The sequence below is a fragment of the Dyadobacter sp. HNCC25DJ187 genome (genome assembly GCF_056895255.1).
Map to the genome: position 1 here is coordinate 2,101,137 of NZ_JBXHAT010000002.1, position 20,582 is coordinate 2,121,718.

17 protein-coding genes are annotated in these 20,582 nt (G+C 42.5%); 10 read left to right on the forward strand and 7 right to left on the reverse strand.

The features are described 5' to 3' along the window. Nucleotides 1–97 precede the first annotated feature (97 nt). The 6 genes from AC1XUE_RS19580 to AC1XUE_RS19605 all read left to right on the forward strand — a co-directional run bounded on the left by AC1XUE_RS19580 (nucleotide 98) and on the right by AC1XUE_RS19605 (nucleotide 10,335). The gene (locus AC1XUE_RS19580) at nucleotides 98–3,127 is read left to right on the forward strand and encodes a SusC/RagA family TonB-linked outer membrane protein (RefSeq protein WP_483357672.1); all 3,030 of its coding nucleotides are present in this window, start codon (nucleotides 98–100) and stop codon (nucleotides 3,125–3,127) included. Between the two features lie 13 nt (nucleotides 3,128–3,140). After that, nucleotides 3,141–4,637 (forward strand): RagB/SusD family nutrient uptake outer membrane protein, encoded by a 1,497-nt coding sequence (locus AC1XUE_RS19585; RefSeq protein WP_483357673.1) that lies wholly within the window; start codon nucleotides 3,141–3,143, stop codon nucleotides 4,635–4,637. 142 nt (nucleotides 4,638–4,779) lie between these two features. Beyond that, complete coding sequence (locus AC1XUE_RS19590; protein ID WP_483357674.1) at nucleotides 4,780–6,108, forward strand: glucoamylase family protein; 1,329 nt, start codon at nucleotides 4,780–4,782, stop codon at nucleotides 6,106–6,108. A 62-nt stretch (nucleotides 6,109–6,170) separates the two neighbouring features. Beyond that, nucleotides 6,171–7,529, forward strand: a complete 1,359-nt coding sequence (locus AC1XUE_RS19595) for a glucoamylase family protein (RefSeq protein ID WP_483357675.1) — start codon at nucleotides 6,171–6,173, stop codon at nucleotides 7,527–7,529. Between the two features lie 135 nt (nucleotides 7,530–7,664). Then, complete coding sequence (locus tag AC1XUE_RS19600; RefSeq protein ID WP_483357676.1) at nucleotides 7,665–8,645, forward strand: Kelch repeat-containing protein; 981 nt, start codon at nucleotides 7,665–7,667, stop codon at nucleotides 8,643–8,645. Nucleotides 8,646–8,700: 55 nt separating this feature from the next. Further along, nucleotides 8,701–10,335, forward strand: coding sequence for a M1 family metallopeptidase (locus AC1XUE_RS19605; protein WP_483357677.1), 1,635 nt, complete (start codon nucleotides 8,701–8,703; stop codon nucleotides 10,333–10,335). On the opposite strand, the gene AC1XUE_RS19610 is transcribed toward AC1XUE_RS19605, so the two are convergent. The 3 genes from AC1XUE_RS19610 to AC1XUE_RS19620 all read right to left on the reverse strand — a co-directional run bounded on the left by AC1XUE_RS19610 (nucleotide 10,330) and on the right by AC1XUE_RS19620 (nucleotide 12,417). Beyond that, nucleotides 10,330–10,995 (reverse strand): thiamine diphosphokinase, encoded by a 666-nt coding sequence (locus AC1XUE_RS19610; protein ID WP_483357678.1) that lies wholly within the window; start codon nucleotides 10,993–10,995, stop codon nucleotides 10,330–10,332. The genes AC1XUE_RS19605 and AC1XUE_RS19610 overlap by 6 nt on opposite strands. 54 nt (nucleotides 10,996–11,049) lie before the next feature. Beyond that, nucleotides 11,050–11,880 carry a nucleoside triphosphate pyrophosphohydrolase gene (mazG, locus tag AC1XUE_RS19615; RefSeq protein WP_483357679.1) on the reverse strand — a complete coding sequence of 277 codons (831 nt, stop codon included), beginning with the start codon at nucleotides 11,878–11,880 and terminating at the stop codon, nucleotides 11,050–11,052. A 66-nt stretch (nucleotides 11,881–11,946) separates the two neighbouring features. Then, nucleotides 11,947–12,417, reverse strand: coding sequence for a PaaI family thioesterase (locus tag AC1XUE_RS19620; RefSeq protein WP_483357680.1), 471 nt, complete (start codon nucleotides 12,415–12,417; stop codon nucleotides 11,947–11,949). 169 nt (nucleotides 12,418–12,586) lie between these two features. Between AC1XUE_RS19620 and AC1XUE_RS19625 the strand changes: the two genes are divergently transcribed. Beyond that, nucleotides 12,587–13,381 carry a phosphosulfolactate synthase gene (locus AC1XUE_RS19625; protein WP_483357681.1) on the forward strand — a complete coding sequence of 265 codons (795 nt, stop codon included), beginning with the start codon at nucleotides 12,587–12,589 and terminating at the stop codon, nucleotides 13,379–13,381. Nucleotides 13,382–13,434: 53 nt separating this feature from the next. After that, entirely contained in the window at nucleotides 13,435–14,091 is a 657-nt protein-coding gene (locus AC1XUE_RS19630; protein ID WP_483357682.1) for a DedA family protein, read from the forward strand. Nucleotides 14,092–14,244: 153 nt separating this feature from the next. Here the strand turns inward: AC1XUE_RS19630 and guaB are convergent, their stop codons facing one another. The 4 genes from guaB to mutY all read right to left on the reverse strand — a co-directional run bounded on the left by guaB (nucleotide 14,245) and on the right by mutY (nucleotide 19,042). Further along, nucleotides 14,245–15,717 (reverse strand): IMP dehydrogenase, encoded by a 1,473-nt coding sequence (guaB, locus tag AC1XUE_RS19635; protein ID WP_483357683.1) that lies wholly within the window; start codon nucleotides 15,715–15,717, stop codon nucleotides 14,245–14,247. 129 nt (nucleotides 15,718–15,846) lie between these two features. Then, nucleotides 15,847–17,232, reverse strand: coding sequence for a transporter associated domain-containing protein (locus tag AC1XUE_RS19640; RefSeq protein WP_483357684.1), 1,386 nt, complete (start codon nucleotides 17,230–17,232; stop codon nucleotides 15,847–15,849). A 169-nt stretch (nucleotides 17,233–17,401) separates the two neighbouring features. Then, nucleotides 17,402–17,869: a single-stranded DNA-binding protein gene (locus tag AC1XUE_RS19645; RefSeq protein WP_483357685.1), complete on the reverse strand. Its 468-nt coding sequence runs from the start codon at nucleotides 17,867–17,869 to the stop codon at nucleotides 17,402–17,404. 99 nt (nucleotides 17,870–17,968) lie between these two features. Then, nucleotides 17,969–19,042, reverse strand: coding sequence for an A/G-specific adenine glycosylase (gene mutY / locus AC1XUE_RS19650; RefSeq protein ID WP_483357686.1), 1,074 nt, complete (start codon nucleotides 19,040–19,042; stop codon nucleotides 17,969–17,971). Between the two features lie 159 nt (nucleotides 19,043–19,201). Here mutY and AC1XUE_RS19655 point away from each other — a divergent pair, with 159 nt between their 5' ends. Together AC1XUE_RS19655 and AC1XUE_RS19660 are read left to right on the forward strand one after the other, a co-directional pair. Continuing rightward, on the forward strand, nucleotides 19,202–19,507 hold the full coding sequence (locus AC1XUE_RS19655) for an HU family DNA-binding protein (protein ID WP_483357687.1): 306 nt from the start codon (nucleotides 19,202–19,204) through the stop codon (nucleotides 19,505–19,507). 29 nt (nucleotides 19,508–19,536) lie between these two features. Continuing rightward, nucleotides 19,537–20,382: a tetratricopeptide repeat protein gene (locus AC1XUE_RS19660; protein ID WP_483357688.1), complete on the forward strand. Its 846-nt coding sequence runs from the start codon at nucleotides 19,537–19,539 to the stop codon at nucleotides 20,380–20,382. Nucleotides 20,383–20,582: the final 200 nt, after the last annotated feature.

The following is a 20,582-nucleotide window of genomic DNA, read 5'->3' on the forward strand; positions in this document are numbered from 1 at the left end:
GATGTAGTACATTATTTGATGGTATGGCTTCCCAATCTCTAAATTTGGAACAAGTCAATTTATTCTTATAATAATTATATCATCAGAATTATCATCAATGAAAACTATTGTACAACTACTATGCGTGCTGGTTTTCTTGTCGGGAGGGATTCCATCCTTTGCACAGGAGATAGGCATAACCGGTAAAGTTACAGCTGCCGATGGGTCCGCTTTGCCAGGCGCAAGCGTATTAATAAAAGGTACAACCAACGGCGTGCCTACTGATACCGATGGAGGATTCAGGATTAACGTCCCTTCACAATCGACAATTCTTGTAATTTCTATGATCGGCATGACTGCTCAGGAAATTACAGTTGGCACCCAAACAACTATTGATGTTATACTTCAGGAAGATGCACGAGCACTGAATGAGGTAGTCGTGGTTGGATATGGTTCGCAACGCAAATTAGATGTTACCGGATCAGTCGTTCAAATCAAGGGTGAAGAAATAGCGAAGCAGCCATCTATGAATGCCGTGAGCGGTTTACAGGGTAAGGTTGCAGGGGTTCAAATCAACAATTCCGGTAAACCTGGTGATGCGCCGCAGATACGTATTCGTGGTGTTGGTACAGCTTACGGGAGCAGAAACCCGCTTTACGTTGTAGATGGAGTTTGGTTCGATGATATCAGCTTTCTTAATTCCTCTGATATTGAGAACATGAATATTCTGAAAGATGCCTCGAGTCAATCTATCTACGGTGTCAGGGCAGCCAATGGAGTTGTCTTGATCACTACAAAAAAAGGAAAATCAGGCAAAGCAGTTATTGATTACAACGGATTTGTGGGTGTACAGAGAGTTACCAACAAAATTAAAATGGCCAACGCGGAAGAGTATGCGACCATCATTAACGAACTAAGTGCAATCAACGGCAAAGGACAGGTGTTGAATCCTGCAGGTTTGGGCGAAGGCACAGACTGGTATGACCAGATCCTGCGAGATGCGCTGATCACCAATCACCAGATTTCTGTTAGTGGCGGCGGGGACAAATCGACATATAATCTGTCTCTTGGTTATCTGAAACAGGATGGTATTGTAGAAAAGAATGGTTTCAAACGTTACACCGCCAGACTCCAGAATGATTTTCAGGTAAACAAAAATCTGAAAGTGGGCTATACAGCGACTGGTGCTTTCAGTAAATCTGCGGACGAAGCGGGAGGAATTTTCAGACAACTTTATGCTGCTTCTCCGGCTCTGCCTGTGTATAACAGTGACGGCAGCTACGGCGATCCTTCCAAACTAAATCTTGGAGACGGTGCCAATTTCAATCCACAGGTTACCATCGATTTCTTCAATCAGAATACCAAGAAAACACTGCTCACTGCGAATGCCTATGCAGAATTAAGTATCCTGAAAGATTTCACTTTCAGAACCAGCCTGGGAGGTCGCTACAGTCAGGATGAAACAAGAGCCTATAGCCCTGTTTATGAAGCTACTGTTGTTCAACGTAATACAAACAGCCTACTTACTTTTACCCGTCCACAAGCCAGATACTGGATTTTTGAGAATACGCTTACCTATAATAAAAGTTTTGGTAAGCACAATGTAACGGCGCTTCTTGGACAATCGGCACAGCGTGATCAGTTTTATAAGTTAACAGCCTCTGCCCGGGATGTTCCTTTTGCAAGTGAAGGTGACCTGTATCTTGACCTGGGAAATGCTACAGGAAGGAGCATCAAAGACGAAGGAGATCTTGCTACATATTCTTCTTACTTTGGGCGTGTCAACTATTCATTTTCAGACCGTTACTTGTTCAATGCTTCCTTACGTGCTGATGGATCATCTAAATTCTATGAAGGCGGAAATGCATGGGGATACTTTCCATCTGTTGGTGCAGGCTGGGTAATTAGCAATGAAGCTTTTATGAGTAACCAGCACGTATTTGATAATTTAAAAATTCGTGCAAGCTGGGGGAAAATCGGTAATGCTTCCGTTCCTTCCAACCTTTCTACATTGACTGTTGCCACTGGTGGAGGGCTGGCTGCAATCTTTGGCGGACAGGTGAATACCGGTTCAAGTATCAACTCAATCATTCCGCCTGTTACTGTTTGGGAGCGAGGCGTAGGTACAGATATAGGTCTGGAAGCAGGCTTGCTGAAAAATCGTTTGACTCTAGAACTGGATTACTATAATAAGGTCACGGAGAGAGCCATTTTTGACCTTCCCGTATTAGCATCTATCGGTACTGCATCTGGACGTATTATCGGCAACCAGGCCGACTTTCAGAACAGAGGTTTTGAAGGTGCGATCACATGGCGTGATGAGATAGGCAAAGACATGAGCTTCAGCATCGGTGTTAATGCAGCTGTTAACAATAATAAGGTTCTCTCTGTTTCAACCGGCGCAAATCCTATTTATGACGGCGGTGTAGGACTTACAGGAGGCGCGCGCGCCACAAGAACCAGAGTGGGTGACCCTATAGGTTCATTCTATGGCTATATTGTTGATGGTATTTTTCAAAACCAGGCAGAAATCAATGAATCTGCTCAGAAATCTGCAAAACCAGGTGACTTTAAATACCGTGATATAAGTGGTAGCAGCGGAACTCCGGATGGAAATATTACAGGATTGGACAGACAAATTATTGGCAATCCAAATCCGAAACTTACTTATGGTATTAACACAAGCTGGAATTACAAATGGCTTGATCTGATGTTAGACTTTCAGGGAGTTGCCAAAGTAGACATCTACAACGCAAATATGGGCTGGAGATTTGGTAACGAAAATTTCACCAAAGATTACTTTGATAACCGCTGGCACGGAGAAGGCACGTCGGATACTTATCCATCAGCCAATATCGGAGGAGGAAAAAATTATGAGCCCAACTCATTCTTCGTTCAAAACGGTAGCTATTTCAGAGTCAGGAATGCACAACTTGGATTTACGTTCCCTGCTTCAGTCAATGAACGTCTGAAAATCAGAAAACTGAGAGTGTATGCAAATGCTCAGAATGCATTGAACTTCTTCAAATACAAAGGTTTATCACCCGAAGTACTGGCAAACGAAAACAAACCCACACAAGCTGGCATAGACGCTAATGTCTACCCGCTATCGGCTACGTACAATTTCGGTATCAATGTTACCTTCTAAGACGACAACCATCATGAAAAGAAATATAGAAATAAGAAAAGATCTCCGACAGCTTGCGCTATACGCCGGTTTGGCTGTAACCATGTTTATTCCATCCGCATGCCAGGAAAGTTTCCTTGATGTGGATCCTCAGGGAAAACAAGTTGGCCAGGTTTTCTGGCAAAATGAGGGAGATGCAACCAAAGCCGTTAATGCCATGTATGCCAATCTGCGTAGCTGGAACAATACTGCTTTTGCTGCTCTTGCCATAGAGAGTATAGGATCCGATGAAACAGAAAAAGGCAGCACTGCCTCCGATGCTACTTTTTTCAATACATACGACGATTTTACAGTGGGTTCAACGGATGCGCAATTAGGGGGATTCTGGGAAGGACAATATCAGAATATCAACTATGCCAATCAGGTGCTGGATAACATCCCCGGAATCACGATGGATGCTACGCTGAAAGACCGATATCTGGCTGAAGCCAAATTTGTAAGAGCATATTCTTATTTCAGGCTGGTCCGTGCTTTCGGAGACATACCTTTGAGATTAAGAGTACCTGCAGGCGCCGAGGAATATAATTTGCCCAGGACCGCCAAGGCAGAGGTGTATGCTGCAATTGAAAAAGACCTTTCTGAAGCAGCTGCTATCTTACCGGCAACTTATAATGCAGAAAATGTAGGCCGCGCAACCAAAGGAGCAGCGTTCGCTCTTCATGCCAAGGTATCTATGTATCAGCAAAAATGGCAACAGGTTTATGATCTGACAAACCAGGTTACGGCTCTTGGAATTTATGCTCTCTTTCCTAACTATGAACAATTGTTCCGGGTCAAAAATGAAAATGTCAGTGAGTCCATTTTCGAAGTTCAGAATGAACTGGTGCTTGAAAACAGAGATGCATCTAACTCTCAATTTTCAGAAGTACAGGGTGTCAGAGGAATTAATGGAGGTGGATGGGGCTTCAATGTCCCTACCGAAGTGCTTGCGAAGAGTTATGAAACAGGCGATCCGAGAAGGGATGGTACAATCATATTTCGTGGTGAAACGACGCCTGACGGTGATCTCATTCCAGCGACCGGTGACAATCCCATGTATAATCAAAAATCCTATGTTCCTTTCAGATTGTTTGTTTCAGGATTTCCATCAGGAGCTCAGCAGAATGTGCGCGTCATTCGTTATGCTGATGTACTGCTTATGCATGCTGAAGCTGCAAATGAGTTAGGCAAAACACCTGAAGCATTGGCTTCCTTGGAAAAAGTACGGGCTCGTGCAAGGGGAACAAGCACAACTATTCTTCCGAAGGTTATTGTTACGGCCAAAGCTGCAGTACAGGAAGCGATATGGCATGAGCGTCATGTGGAGCTGGCCATGGAATCGGACCGTTATTTCGATGTAATACGTCAGGGACGAGGAACAACGGTTTTTGGACCAAAAGGCTGGATGGCAAATAAAAACGAAGTTTGGCCTATACCGCAAAATGAAATTGATCTCAGCGGTGGTACTTTGGCACAAAATCCAGGTTACTGATTCCTATTGAAGCCGTTTATAAATGCCGCAGCGGTTGCCGTATTGGTATTCCAATATAGACAAAGTCGTGCTGCGGCATTTTACTTTCTACACTTTATTGTTAAACGAAAATCAATCAATCGTGAAATACAATCTCGTAACAATGTTACTGTTAGCTATAGCCGGTTGGAGTTGTAAAAATGATAAAGTAGAGCCGCCGGAAACAATTAAGCCGCCGGTATTTGCGCTCGACTCTACCAATAAATTTCCGGTTATATCAGACGAAGCACTACTTACGCTGGTTCAAAAACAGACTTTCAAATACTTCTGGGATTTCGCGCATCCGATAAGCGGCCTGGCAAGGGAGCGGAATACATCCGGTGATATTGTTACCTCCGGCGGGAGCGGTTTTGGGATTATGACGATACCTGTCGCTATTGAAAGAGATTTTATCAGCCGTTCACAAGGCCTCGAACGAACACAAAAGATTGTAACTTTTCTGAAAGACAGAACCCAGAAATTTCATGGCGCGTTTCCACATTGGCTTCATGGTGCAACAGGAGCCGCCGTTGCATTCAGTTCGAAAGATAACGGTGCGGACCTGGTTGAAACTTCTTTGCTTATACAAGGACTACTTACTGCACGGCAATACTTTAGCGGAACAGGTAGCGAGGAAACAAAACTTCGTAGTGATATCAATGGTATCTGGCATGCCGTAGAATGGGATTGGTTCACAAAAGGAAATGAGGAAGTATTGTACTGGCATTGGAGCCCGGATTATGGCTGGGATATGAATCTGCCAGTAAAAGGTTGGAACGAATGCCTGATTACCTATGCGCTGGCGGCCAGTTCGCCTACACATCCGATTCCCAAATCAGTCTATGATAACGGCTGGACGAAACAAGGAGGTTTCGTGAATGGAAAGGAATACTATGGAATCAAACTTCCTTTGGGCGAAGCGTATGGCGGACCACTCTTCCTGTCTCACTACTCCTTCCTGGGCATTAATCCGACCAATTTATCCGATCAGTTTACAAACTACATGACGCAAAACAGAAGTCATGCACTGATCAATTACAACTATTGCAGACTCAATCCGGGTGGTTACGATGGTTACAGTAATCTATGTTGGGGAATTACAGCAAGTGACATTCCAGGCGGATACAATGCGAATTCACCTACAAACGACAAAGGGGTCATTGCCCCTACAGCTGCACTGGCTTCGTTTCCCTACACACCGGAGGAATCAATGAAGGCTTTGAAATTCTTCTACTATATACTCGGGGATAAAATCTGGGGCGAGTATGGTTTCCACGATGCATTCTCGTTAGAAGAAAACTGGTTTGCAGATTCCTATCTGGCTATAGATCAGGGACCAATCATCATCATGATTGAAAATCACAGAAGTGCTTTGCTATGGAATCTCTTTATGAGCGCTCCGGAAGTGAAAAATGGCATGAAAAAGATCGGATTTCAAAGTCCGGCTTTATAAAAATCGACCAGAACAGGTGCTCCCTGAAAATCAAAATTACCAATCATCCACAAATATTAATTATGAAAAATCCCGTTTATCTGATACTAAGCTTGCTCCTGATCGTATATACCCCGACATGGGCACAAAAGAAAAAAAATAACCTGACTAAATCGACCGCATTTGATCCTGCTAACAGGCCCAAAAACTTATCCGACACGGCACTGCTCGAACTTGTTCAGAAGCAGACGTTCCGGTACTTCTGGGATTTTGGACACCCTGTTAGCGGCCTTGCGCGGGAAAGAAGCAACAAAGCGTTTGACTATGGAGACGAGGTAATTACCACCGGTGGCTCAGGATTCGGAATAATGGCCATGATCGTAGCCGCCGATCGAAAATGGTACCCACGGGATTCTGTCGCCAATAGGGTCGCAAAAATGACGAGATTTCTGGTTAAAGCCGATCATTATCACGGTGTTTTCCCACACTGGCTACATGGTGCGACAGGTAAAACCATTCCTTTTAGCCGAAAAGACGACGGTGGAGATCTGGTGGAAACAACCTTCCTGATGCAGGGACTATTAGCTGCCAGGCAATATTTTGACGGAGATACCGAAGCTGAACGAACAATCAGAGGTAATGTGGGGTTAATTTGGAATGAAATGGAGTTTGATTGGTATACAAGAGGTAACCCCAATCAGCTATACTGGCACTGGAGCCCTAACCAGGGCTGGGCTATGAACTTTGAGCTGCGAGGTTATAATGAAACGCTGATCACCTATATTCTTGCAGCTGCCTCGCCACGCTATCCGATTACAGCACAGGTTTATGAAAAATGCTGGGCACAAAGTGAACATTTCTATAACGGAAAGGAATTTCAGGGTGTGAAGCTGCCGCTTGGTTTTGATTACGGCGGTCCACTGTTCTTCGCCCATTATTCCTTCCTGGGCCTCGACCCGCGTAATCTTAAAGATCGCTATGCAGACTACTGGGAGCAGAATGTGAATCATACATTGATCAACTACAAACATTGTGTAGCGAATCCAGGTAAATTCAAAGGTTATGGAGAAAACTCATGGGGACTTACGGCCAGCGATACTTACAATGGTTATAATGCCCACTCTCCTACCAACGATTTCGGGACAATAACCCCTACCGCTGCATTGTCGTCATTCCCATATACGCCAGAGCAATCCATGAAAGCACTTCGCCATTTTTATGATGATATGGGTGATAAGTTATGGAGTGAATATGGTTTTATTGATGCATTCAATGAGTCTCAAAATTGGTACGCCGATTCTCATCTTGCTATCGACCAGGGACCTATTATTGTAATGATTGAAAATTACAGGACCGGATTGCTGTGGAAGCTTTTCATGCAGGATAAAGATGTTCAGAATGGATTAAAAAAGCTTGGATTCCAAAGTCCGGCAATCAAATAATGATTGGATTTTAGCCAGTATTTTACCAAAATTAACACAGAGGCTGGCATCATGTCGGCCTTTCCGTTTTATGAAATAAATTGTACCTTGATCGTGTTTAACCTTTGATAATCCCGCCCTTTAAACACAATCGACATGAAGATATATGTTAAAACCTGCATCTTAATTGCTGTAGCTATTGCCAGCATTTTACAGGGAAAAGCACAGGTATGGCAGGCGATTGAACCGGATAACCTACCTGAAAAGAGGCATGAGAATGCTATGGCTGCAGTCAACGGTAAAATATACCTGCTTGGCGGAAGAGGTATAAAACCAGTGAATGAATATGATCCCGGGAAGGATACATGGACGGAACTAAGCAAATCACCGATTGAAATGAGTCATTTTCAGGCTGTGACCTATAAAAATGAAGTGTACGTACTCGGAGCACTGACTGGTAGCTATCCTCATGAAACGCCCATTCCGGACATATACATTTTTAATCCTGCAAAAAATGAATGGCGAAAAGGAGATCCTATTCCCAAAGACAGACTACGCGGAGCGGCGGGGACATTTGTTCTGAATAATAAAATTTACCTTATCTGTGGTATTCAGGATGGGCACTGGGACGGGCAGGTGGCCTGGTTTGACGAATATGATCCAGCTACCTCAAAATGGAAAACTTTGCCAGATGCACCACGCCCGAGAGATCATGTACAGGTAGCAGTAGCCGATAATCGCTTGCTGGTTGCGGGAGGGCGCTTGTCCAGTGCCAAAACCAATCAGGTATTAAATACAACCATTAAAGAGGTTGATCTGTTTGATTTTAATACCGGCACATGGACGTCTCTGGAAGAAGAAAAGAACATCCCTACAATGAGGGCCGGGCACACGGCAGTAACCCATGGAAGTAAAGTATTATTGATAGGGGGAGAAAGCGGAGCTCAGCAATCAGCTCATGCAGAAGTAGAAGCCTTCAATATGCAAACGCAAAAATGGGAACACTATCCGTCCCTGCATCAAGGTCGGCACGGGACACAAGCGGTCGTGATTAATAAAAAAATTTACATAGCAGCAGGATCTGCAAACCGCGGAGGCGGTCCTGAGCTGAACAATATGGAAGTGCTGGTAAAGTAAGCATCTCTGGACTTAACCATGTCCACAAAGTGAATTCAACTGAAATCAATTATACATGTTAAAAAAATCATTTGTTTTTTGTCTATCTCTTATCTCGTTCGGCACATTTGCCCAACATTCCGAATTTACGCATGCTGATACCTTGCGCGGTTCGATCACGCCCGAAAGATCCTGGTGGGACCTTTCGTATTACCATCTTCAGGTAACACCCAATGCGGCAGACAGCACGCTTTCCGGGAGTACTCAGATCAACTATACGGTATTAAAGCCCCATAACATTCTCCAGGTTGATCTCCAGGAGCCACTGAAAATTGAGAAAGTGGAACAGGATGGTCAATCTCTGGAATTCAGAAGAGACGGAAATGCATTTTTTATAACACTTACAAAAGAACAAAAGAAAGGAAACAAGGAATCAATACAAGTATTTTACTCTGGTAAACCGCGTCTCGCGAAAAGACCTCCCTGGGATGGAGGCGTACAATGGGTGCCGGACGGTAAGGGAAACACAATCATTGCTACCTCGTGTCAGGGATTGGGATCCAGCGTATGGTGGCCATGCAAAGACCATATGTACGACGAACCAGACAGCATGCTGATCAGCATTACGGTTCCCGCTAATCTTAAGAATATTTCTAACGGTGTACTCCGTAATGTAGTTGATAATAAGAATGATACAAAAACATTCAATTGGTTTGTGGCCAATCCTATCAACAATTACGGTGTGAATATGAATGTAGCTAATTATGAAAGTTGGGATGAAGTATTCAAAGGTGAAAAAGGTGATCTGAAAGTAAGCTATTATGTACTTCCTGAAAATCTGGAAAAAGCAAAGGTTCAGTTCAAACAGGTTCCAATGATGCTCAAAGCATTTGAACATTGGTTTGGGCCTTACCCATTCTACGAAGATGGTTACAAACTGGTTGAGGTCCCTTATCTGGGCATGGAACATCAAAGTTCCGTCACCTACGGCAACGGATATAAAAACGGATATCTCGGAAGGGATCTTTCAGGAACAGGCTGGGGATTGAAATGGGATTTTATTATCATACACGAGAGTGGTCACGAATGGTTTGCCAATAACATTACTTATAAAGACGTAGCCGATATGTGGGTACATGAGAGCTTCACTAACTATTCGGAAAACCTGTATACAGAATATTACTTCGGCAAAGAAGCCGGTGCTGATTATGTAATCGGAACAAGGAAGGTAATTGCAAACGACAGTCCGATTATCGGAACGCATGGTGTAAACCAGGAAGGGTCAAAGGACATGTATTACAAAGGTGGCAACATGCTCCATACCATTCGTCAGGTGGTTAATAATGATGAGAAATGGAGACAGATTTTAAGGGGTCTCAATAAAACCTTTTATCACCAGACGGTGGACGGCTCACAGATTGAAACGTACGTAAGCGAAAATGCAGGAAGGAATATCAGTAAGGTTTTTGATCAATATCTGCGCGACACACGTATTCCTGTCCTTGAGTATCAAATGAAGAACAATACCTTACAATATCGTTGGGCAAATGTGGTAGACGGGTTTGACATGCCGGTGAAAGTACAGGTAGGATCTGGTAAACCCCAGTTCCTGTATCCTTCTACTGACTGGAAAAATTTGAAAACCAAAGGAGAAAACAAGCTGACGGTAGATCGTAACTTTTACGTAGAATCGAAAGAAGTCAAATCATAGATCCCAGCATTCCATAATCAGTAAGTCACCATCTGAGGCAGAAATACGGACCATTCCGTCACTTTCTGCCTCATTGCTATTACCGGTACGGTATCCTATTGTAAGGGATTCGTTAGAAAGATTGTATTTAAGTCCGCTGGTAACAATACCATTTACCTGTCCGACAGGAATCAATGAAATAGGTGTGCCTGCGACATACCATTTTTCAAATGTTCCGGTGAGCGGAAAAATCTTTGAGTAATCATCCAGTAACACCAGTTTTATGTCTTTTTTATACCGAACCAGGTTTGTGATATTTGTTATTGCATGATCAGCCCGCCGACCAGTGGCCCAGACAATATTAGCTGCCGGAAAACCCCTGTCTATTAAAAAATCGATGGCTTTTTCTAAATCTGTTTTATCCTGATCCGGTGTTGCAATAATCTCTAAAGGTTCCTGACTGCTGCGAATAGACTCAAAATCATGCTTGAAGTCAAAATCGCCCATCCACACATCGATTTTGATCCCGAGTTCCAAAACCCTGTAAATGGCGTGATCTAAAACGACAATGAATGGACTCCATTCCAGCAACTGACCCAGCAGTTCTTCACTGCACGCCTCTCCATTCGCAATAATCAATGCTGGTTCCTGCTTTTCTTTTACAATATGATGCGATGACATTGATTTATGTACTGTTTTTATATAAAGGCTGGAAATCCAAACCGCTTGTTCAGTTTAAATACCTAATTCTTTGGCTCTGTTCCAATAGTTATCCATCTCGGTCAGGCTCATATCTGACAATACTTTCCCATCTTTCTTGGAGGCCTCTTCCATATATTGGAATCTGCTTATAAACTTTTTATTGGTTCGTTCCAACGCCGTTTCCGGATTGATATCTACAAATCTGCTGTAATTCACCAGCGAAAACAGCAAGTCTCCAAATTCCCCTTCGGCCTCTTTTGCATTAATTGCTTCACCTGTTTCTATATCAAAACTTTCCTTAAATTCTTCCAGCTCTTCCTGCACTTTCTCCCAAACCTGCTGTTTTTCATCCCAATCAAAACCGGCACCTCTGGCTTTTTCCTGAATACGCATAGCTTTGATTAATGCAGGCAGTGAAGCCGGAACTCCGGAAAACACAGATTTATTACCCTCTTTTAATTTCAGCTTTTCCCAATTTTGTTTAACCGCCTCTTCATTATCTGCGACCGCATCGCCATAAATGTGTGGATGGCGTGACACCAGTTTGTCACAAAGAGCATGCAACACATCCTTTATATCAAACCGGCTCTGGCGATCCTCATTCTCGGATGCTATTTTAGCGTAAAAAACAAGGTGCAGCAGTACGTCGCCCAATTCCTTTTTTATCTCAGGAAGATCATTGGACAGAATAGCATCAGATAACTCATAGGTCTCTTCAATGGTAAGATGCCTCAAACTCTCCAGAGTTTGTTTTCGATCCCAGGGACATTGCTCGCGAAGCTCGTCCATAATCGTTAACAGCCTGTCGAATGCCATCAGCTGTTGCTGTCTGCTTTCAGACAATGCTTCAAATTTCTTTTCCATATAACAAATATAGTAATCGCTCCACCACGATTAAGTCTTTTGGCTTTTAAGGAAGATATTTAAGAATCAGGAGGGGATCTTGAAACTCGTTTGGATAAGGTTACTCGTACACTTGGCGATGATTTTGTATTCCTGATTCGTAATAACTCCTTCTACATGTATTATATTTTTTCCTGCTCGGATCACCTTTGCATTGGCTACAATCATGTCTCCCAAACCTGCAGCATGCAAAAAGTCACAATTCAGATTGACAGACGTATAGGCATAATCTCGTCCAAGAACATACACCATCATGCCTACTACATCATCCAAAATCGTAGCCGCAATCCCTCCGTGTAATACATTCATCGGGTTGGTCATATCTTCTCTCACCAGGAATTCAACTTCTAAACTTCCCTCTGATGCGTCAATAAGCTTACCGTTGAGCCAACGTCCTACAGGAGATATACTGGTATTTAAATGATTTCCCACCTCCTTTTTCAGAGCAGCTAACCTTGGATTTATGACAGACGCAGTTGCATCCTGAGAATTATCCATGATGAAGAATTATAATTAGTAAGCAGTACACAATATCTGATTACGAAAAATAGTAATTATCGTAGATATACCTATGATTTTGTGTCATTTATATGGATTTTATTACTATGTATCACGGGAATTGCTACCTTTGCGCGTGTTTTTGCCAGAGATAAACGTTTACGCAAATATGAATTTTACGCTGTCACAAGTTCCTTCCCGCACCGAGAAACCAAGAGAAAAGGGTGTAACCATGGTTATGGACAAGGGCTTAAGCATCAGGGAAACGGAAGACATGCTTTCCACTTCATCGTCATTTATAGATATTGTAAAGTTAGGCTGGGCTACATCATATGTTAGTCAGAACCTGGATGAAAAGCTTGCTGTCTATAAGAATGCAAACATTCCGGTCTATTTCGGAGGCACTCTGTTTGAAGCTTTTGTGGTCAGAAATCAGTTCGACGATTTCCGTCGCCTTCTTGATAAATATGACCTGAAATATGCCGAAGTTTCAGATGGATCTATTGAAATGCCGCAGGATATGAAGTGTGAATACATACGTACGCTGGCGCAACAGGTTACCGTACTTTCGGAAGTTGGCTCGAAAGATGAAAACAAAATTATCCCGCCCTACAAATGGATTCAGCTGATCAAGTCTGAGCTTCAGGCAGGGTCGTGGAAAGTAATTGGTGAGGCGAGGGAATCAGGTAATGTTGGGCTTTTCCGTGCAAGTGGAGAAGTAAGACAGGGCTTGGTTGAAGAAATCCTCACCGAAATCGCGTTTGAAGATATGCTTTGGGAAGCTCCACAGAAATCGCAGCAGGTTTGGTTTGTAAAACTTTTGGGAGCAAATGTGAATTTAGGAAACATTGCCCCTTCCGAACTGATACCACTGGAAACCATTCGTTTGGGATTAAGAGGAGATACATTCAATACATTTCTGAATACAAAAACCAAGCAAAAGTGGAAAATTGATTCGAAGTAAATCACATAACAGCATTGCAGCATGGAATTTAAAAATACATCTAACCTCAGACCATGGATTTAATTAAGCAGTTTATAGACATTTTCCTTCACCTGGATAAGCATCTTTTTGACATCGTTCAGGAATACGGAACACTTACCTACGTGATTCTTTTTTTAATCGTTTTCACTGAAACGGGACTTGTGATTATGCCACTGCTTCCGGGCGATTCACTACTGTTCGCGGCAGGGGCTATCGCTGCCAATGAAACTGCTGGTCTGAATGTCTGGCTGATTATTATTATCCTCATTATCGCAGCACTACTTGGTGACAATGTCAACTACTTCATGGGTAGCAAATTTGGTGGTGAAATCAGGAAAAGGGAACGGGTACTATTCCTGAAAAGGGAATACCTTGAAAAGACAGAGGCATTTTATGCAAAACATGGTGGCAGCACTGTTATTATGGCGCGTTTCATCCCGATTGTTCGCACAGTAGCGCCTTTCGTAGCAGGCGCGGGAAGTATGACTTATTCAAAATATATCACCTATTGTGTCATTGGTGCATTACTCTGGGTTCCTTCGTTGACGCTTTTGGGTTACTTCTTTGGAAATATGGACATTGTTAAAAAGAACTTTGAACTCGTTATCTTCGGAATTATCGGATTTTCAATTCTACCTATGATTTTTGGTTATTTGAAAAGCAAATTCGCTAAACCAAGCGCAGCATAAGTTAACGGCAATCGGCTTTCAACTGTCAGCAATCAGCTCCTTCCGATATTGATAATAGATGCTAAAATGCCTCGTCTACAGAAATTGTAACGAGGCATTTTATTTTGATAATACATTATCATTTAGCAGATGCTAAAAGCTCACAGTCCCGAGCTATTTCGAACTATAATTTGGCGCTTCCTTTTGTATCATCACATCGTGTGGATGACTTTCGCGAACGCCGGCAGAAGTAATTTTAACAAATGTTGCCTTTTGAAGTGTTGCTATGTCTGCTGCTCCACAATAGCCCATTCCTGCCTTCAATCCTCCCACCATCTGATAAATAATCTCGGATACCTTTCCCTTAAATGGAACCCGTCCCACAATTCCTTCGGGAACCAGTTTTCGGGCATCATCTTCGGCATCTTGAAAATAACGATCTTTAGAACCCTCTCCCATGGCTTCTACAGATCCCATCCCACGGTAAGATTTAAACTTCCGTCCTTCATAAATAACGATTTCTCCCGGAGCCTCATCGCTACCTGCAAGCATCGAACCGATCATAATGGTACTGGCTCCTGCCGCTAAAGCTTTGGTCATATCTCCTGAATATCTTATACCTCCGTCAGCAATAACTGTCACGCCAGTTCCTTCCAAAGCTTTGGAAGCCCACATCACTGCAGTGAGCTGAGGAACTCCTATTCCCGCTATAATCCTTGTTGTACAGATGCTCCCCGGCCCTACGCCCACTTTCACTGCATCCGCCCCTGCTTCTGCTAATGCAAGAGCTGCTTCACCTGTAGCTATATTTCCGGCTATTAATTCCAATTTCGGAAATTGCTTTTTTACCGATATCACTGCATCTATCACGCCTTTGGAATGTCCATGGGCAGTATCCAGACTAATGATATCTACCCCTGCCTTCACCAGCGCTTCTACTCTTTTGGGTAAGTCAGCAGTAACGCCTACCGCTGCACCTACCCGCAAACGGCCATAACCATCTTTACATGCATTAGGATGAGATTTTCTCTTTAATATATCTTTATAGGTAATTAATCCCGTTAGTTTATATTCACTGTTGACAATTGGTAATTTTTCAATTTTATATTCCTGAAGAATTACCTCCGCATCCTCCATAGAAAGTCCGTCGGAAGCCGTAATGATGTTTTCCTTCGTCATGACATCGATAACGGGCTTCGACAGATCCTTTTGGAAGCGCATATCACGGTTGGTTAGAATACCGATCAATGTATGATTGGTATCAATGACGGGTATACCACCAATCTTGAATTCTCGCATGATCTGCAACGCATCACCCAGTTTTGCATCTTCTGAAAGCGTAATCGGATCAAGTATCATTCCGCTTTCAGATCGCTTTACTTTGCGTACCTGCTCTGCCTGCGCTTCAATACTCATATTTTTGTGAATAATGCCAATACCACCTTCCTGCGCCATTGCAATTGCAAGATCCGATTCTGTGACAGTATCCATCGCAGCCGATACAATAGGAATATTCAGCTCAATGTTGGCCGTGAGTTTTGTTTTGACAGTCGTATTACGTGGCAATGTTTCCGAATAACCAGGAATTAGCAGAACATCGTCGTAGGTAAGAGCCTCAAGAAGGCTGTGAGATGGGGATGAAGTCATAGCAAATAATTTTATAGTTATTTGCCGGGTAAAATTAAATAGAAGTTTTGAACTGAAAAAATAACAGATCCTTTCAGTTCAAAATTCAGTCGATATCATGATTGATACATAGACGTAAGAATTTCATTTTCAAGAAACTAATACTCTCACTTTTTTAATACGCTTTTTATCTGCTGACTGTACCTTAAATGTAATTTCGCGGTGGGTAGCAATCTCTCCTGTACGCGGCAATCTTGAAAACAACTCCAAAAGAAGGCCGGCCAGCGACTCACTTCCTCCCCGTACTTCATCAAAATAATCTATTTCCAGTCCTAATAATCTGCATAAATCATTGATTAATACCTTACCCTCAAAAACGTACGTATTTTCATCGACCTGTGTATAGTTCACTTCGTCATCTTCGTCATATTCATCGTTAATATCTCCGAATATTTCTTCTATAATATCTTCCAAAGTAATAACTCCGCTCGTCCCCCCATATTCATCCACAACAATAGCCATATGAACCCTTCTGGTTTGAAAATCCTGCATTAAATCATCCAGACGCTTACTTTCAGGAATAAAATATACGGGCCTGATCAGCTTCTGCCAATTGAAATGTTCGTCCAGATGTAAGTGGGGAAGTAAATCCTTGACATTAAGGATGCCCTCAATATGATCCAGGTCCTCGCGAAATACAGGCACTCTCGAATACCCCGATTTATTGATTTTATCCATTAATTCATGGAAATTCAATTCAATATCAAAAGCAGTAATGTGCAACCTTGCCTGCATTGCTTTTTTTGCATTGGTCTGTCTGAAATTTGCCAGTCCACGAAGCAGGTCTGACTCTTCCTCACTTTCTGCTTTTGCTTCCAAACGCTCTGTAGATATTTCCGCTCCCTCCGGTGTAAGTATACCTACTGCATACCCGAGTTTCATCACAGGTTTTGTCAAAGGTCCGCACACTTTAATAAGCAGTCTGGTAATACCTGCAATCTTAGGAATAAATTCAAGCGCTTTTCTTGCACTACTAAATCTGACTATTGCGTCGAGCCATATCCATAAGCACAGAAGTCCAATCACTAGCCATCTGACAAACAACTCCTCGCTTCCTTGTAAATGCAGCCAGGCAAGTCGGGCCGCCAGCAGCACGGCACCCAGCGTAACACCACGTTGCACCAGTGAGAGTGTAAGTTGCTGTATACGGGTTGGAAGCAGATTTTCATGGTCAGCTTTTCGCTCCCATGGATTTTCCAGCAGGCCGGCGGCAGAGTATGCGGCCCTTATCCCTGAGAAAAAAAGAGAAAGTATAAATAAAAATATTACGAAAGTAAGATCGTAGATCAGATACATATCTACTGGAATTTCTATACCCGCAATCAATGGGAACGTCATGTACGAGTATCTGTCTTTGTTGCCGGACCGAAGATTAGAAGATACACATCCACGCACCAGTCGAGATGATTTCGGGGGACTTAATAACCCCCACCGCTTTCGGGGAAGAGGATCGTCGTTATCGGTTTTGTCTTTCACAGATTAGTAAAAACGTTCGTAATGAGCTATACTATCATAAATGTAATGATTCTCAGGAGAACTGTCTGCATGTGACGTCACAATATTAGCTACAATTCTATCATCCTTATTAATGATCTACAGCTGACTTTTGCCTGCATGGACAACCGCAGACAAAAGTCAGTATCTCTTAAAATGGCAGATCATCGTCGTCATTTCCAGCTGCCATTGATGGGGGTACCGGATCATTAGCCCTGGGTACTTGGCGTTGCGGTGCTGGTTGTCCATATGCCTGATTACTGTTCTCACCGGATCCTCCTGCGGCTGGTCCGCCAAGAAGCGTCATGCTATTGGCACGAATTGTAACACCTGATTTTTGCTGACCATCTTTGTCCGTCCAATTATCAGTACGAATACGTCCTTCTATATAAACTTGATTGCCCTTTTTAAGGTATTTCTCTGCAACCTTGGCAAGGCCTTCCCAAAGTTCTATACGATGCCATTCCGTGTTATCAACCCTCTCACCGCTTTTATTTGTGTAACTCTCAGTAGTGGCGATACTAAACTTGGCTACCGCTGAGCCACTCTCCAGATATCTTACTTCCGGATCACTGCCCAGATTTCCGATCAGAATTACTTTATTAACACTGCCAGCCATAATTTCTCTCTTGTAAGTATTATTAAGTATATAATTTAAAGATAAATGATATTTACGTAAAACCGCAACCTACCTTTTTTACGATATCACAAAAGTAGCTTAAAGATATCCTTCCTCTTTGAGTACTATGTCGACCAATATAGGTTTTGGTAAATCGGCTACTTCATTTTCAGTAAAAAAATGAAGCGTACCTGTTTCGTCAGGATTTTCTGTAACATCCACCCACCAAAATTGGACGAACAACTTTTGATGAGTTAGTATGTGTGTATAAGTTTTTGGCACTTTCGTGATCTTACCCTTCTGTAACAATCTTTCTAATATACCATTCATAGGTAAGTCATCTAACATTTCGATTTCCTCCGAAGTTTCAGTCATCGGAAAATCATAAAGTCCTTTCCAGATATCCTTTGCAGTACGCTCCTGCATTATAATTTCATTTCCTTTCCTGATAATAAAATAGTTAAAATACCTGCTACGCACCTTTAGCTTCTTCAGCTTAACCGGTAATTTATGCTGTATGCTGAGGGATCGGGCATAACAGATATCCTCAAACGGACAGCTATCACACTTCGGGGATACAGGAACACACTGAAGCGCACCCAACTCAATCATTGCCTGATTATAGGTGGCAGGATCCTCCCTGGATACCAGCTGCTGCGCCAGCTGACTAAATTCCTTCTTCCCCTCATTGCTCAATATGTCTGTAAAAATCCCAAGCAAACGGGCCATAACCCTATACACATTTCCGTCGATGGCAGGAACCACTTCGTCAAAAGCAAATGACGCCACAGCCGCAGCAGTATACTGCCCTAAGCCTTTCAACTTTGACAGTTGCGCTGACGTAGAAGGAAAACTGCCTCCAAAATCAGTCATAATCTGACGAGCAGTATAGTGCATATTCCTGGCTCTGGAGTAATAACCTAATCCTTGCCAAAGTCTGAGCACATCCCTTTCATCAGCTAACGCAAGATCCGAGACAGTGGGATAGGCTTCTATAAATCTTTCATAGTAAGGCATTCCCTGAGCCACGCGTGTCTGCTGAAGAATAATTTCAGACAGCCATATTTTATATGGATCTTTTGTCTGCCGCCAAGGCAAAGGCCGGTGATTTTGGATATACCAGGATTTAAGCCTTTTATTAAAATCAATGATCTGTAACTGATCGGATAGCATAGCGTTTGTACTTATATACTCTGTTTTTTAACCGATTATAAAAAAAATGAAAAAGCCATCCTTTTAAATTCAGGTAAAAATAGCGTACCTTTGTGTTCCCAAAATTTGGAGGAGGAAGTAAATAAATGAAATAATATCCACTTAAAGTAAACAATCAAAGTGACTAAGGCAGACGTAATCGCACAAATTTCTGAGAAAACAGGCGTAGACAAGGGCGATGTTCAACAAACGCTAGAATCGTTTTTCACCGTGGTAAAGGACTCACTTTCTGATGGTGAGAATCTTTATGTTAGAGGCTTTGGTAGCTTCATCAATAAAAAGCGTGCACGTAAAGTAGCCCGTAATATCTCAAAGGGAACTTCAATGATTATTGACGAGCATTTTGTGCCAAGTTTCAAACCTGCTAAAGTTTTCGTTGAACAGGTTAAAGAAAGTGACAAACTTAAAGCTTTTGCTGAAAAGTAATCACCTCACCAGGTTTGGTAATAAACAGTATGAAAAAATCCATTTTGCTTTCTTGTGTACTTGCAGTTGCCTTAGTAGGTACTCTATTCAGTCTGCCTAAGGTAGTTGTCAATAACAAAGGAAAAGAAATGGACACTGAAAAAACTCAGACGTCTGAAGCGACAACCGCAACTACTTCATCTGAGACACCTGCCAATTCGCATGATGGGGCCACTTTATCTCCTGAGCAACAAAAAACTGTTGATCAGCTTAGAAGTGGCTTCATACTTGCAAACGATAAAGAAAAAGTTGCTGCCGGAGTAAAACTTTCTGATAAATTTGCGGAATTACAAAAGTTCGACAGTGCTGCCTTTTATGCGGAACAGGTTGCTATCCTTGCTCCTTCTTTGGATAATATAGTAAGAACCGGTGATCGTTATTATGCAGCATACGGCTTTGCAGTGGATGAGCAAAAGTCGAAGAAGCTTGGGATCAAGACCCGTGAATACTATCAAAAGGCAATTGATCAGAACTCGGGCCTGTTGGCAGTAAAAGCTAATATGGCCATGACCTACGTAAATACAGAAAACCCTATGCAGGGAATTACTATGTTACGTGAGGTAATTGAAACAGATCCAACTCATGAACTTGCTTTGTTCAATCTTGGTATCCTTTCAATGCGTTCTAATCAATATTCGAAAGCAGCAGACCGCTTTCGTCAGATATTGACGAACAATCCTGCCAATACCAAAGCTAAATTTTATTTAGGCTTAACTTTGGTAGAACTTGGTAAAAATGACGAGGCCAGAAAGATCTTGTCAGAAGTCAAAAAAGAAGAAAAAGACCCTGTTATTCAGCAAGCAATCGGCGAACTGGAACAGCGGCTCAACAACTGATTGAATTAATTTAAGAATACAATTATTAATATTAAACGAATAAATTATGCCTTGCGGAAAGAAAAGAAAGAGACATAAGATCTCCACTCACAAGAGAAAGAAACGCCTTAGAAAAAACAGACATAAGAAGAAATAAAATGGGTAGCTGGCCGGATTGCTACAGTCCGGCCAGCTCCTTCTTCGCGGTTGCGTAATGCCCC

Bases quoted from the DNA above. Each gene is read 5' to 3' on its own strand.
- AC1XUE_RS19580 (WP_483357672.1), top strand. From the start codon at position 98: ATGAAAACTATTGTACAACTACTATGCGTGCTGGTTTTCTTGTCGGGA.
- AC1XUE_RS19585 (WP_483357673.1), top strand. From the start codon at position 3,141: ATGAAAAGAAATATAGAAATAAGAAAAGATCTCCGACAGCTTGCGCTA.
- AC1XUE_RS19590 (WP_483357674.1), top strand. From the start codon at position 4,780: ATGTTACTGTTAGCTATAGCCGGTTGGAGTTGTAAAAATGATAAAGTA.
- AC1XUE_RS19595 (WP_483357675.1), top strand. From the start codon at position 6,171: ATGAAAAATCCCGTTTATCTGATACTAAGCTTGCTCCTGATCGTATAT.
- AC1XUE_RS19600 (WP_483357676.1), top strand. From the start codon at position 7,665: ATGAAGATATATGTTAAAACCTGCATCTTAATTGCTGTAGCTATTGCC.
- AC1XUE_RS19605 (WP_483357677.1), top strand. From the start codon at position 8,701: ATGTTAAAAAAATCATTTGTTTTTTGTCTATCTCTTATCTCGTTCGGC.
- AC1XUE_RS19610 (WP_483357678.1), bottom strand. From the start codon at position 10,995: ATGTCATCGCATCATATTGTAAAAGAAAAGCAGGAACCAGCATTGATT.
- mazG (WP_483357679.1), bottom strand. From the start codon at position 11,880: ATGGAAAAGAAATTTGAAGCATTGTCTGAAAGCAGACAGCAACAGCTG.
- AC1XUE_RS19620 (WP_483357680.1), bottom strand. From the start codon at position 12,417: ATGGATAATTCTCAGGATGCAACTGCGTCTGTCATAAATCCAAGGTTA.
- AC1XUE_RS19625 (WP_483357681.1), top strand. From the start codon at position 12,587: ATGAATTTTACGCTGTCACAAGTTCCTTCCCGCACCGAGAAACCAAGA.
- AC1XUE_RS19630 (WP_483357682.1), top strand. From the start codon at position 13,435: ATGGATTTAATTAAGCAGTTTATAGACATTTTCCTTCACCTGGATAAG.
- guaB (WP_483357683.1), bottom strand. From the start codon at position 15,717: ATGACTTCATCCCCATCTCACAGCCTTCTTGAGGCTCTTACCTACGAC.
- AC1XUE_RS19645 (WP_483357685.1), bottom strand. From the start codon at position 17,869: ATGGCTGGCAGTGTTAATAAAGTAATTCTGATCGGAAATCTGGGCAGT.
- mutY (WP_483357686.1), bottom strand. From the start codon at position 19,042: ATGCTATCCGATCAGTTACAGATCATTGATTTTAATAAAAGGCTTAAA.
- AC1XUE_RS19660 (WP_483357688.1), top strand. From the start codon at position 19,537: ATGAAAAAATCCATTTTGCTTTCTTGTGTACTTGCAGTTGCCTTAGTA.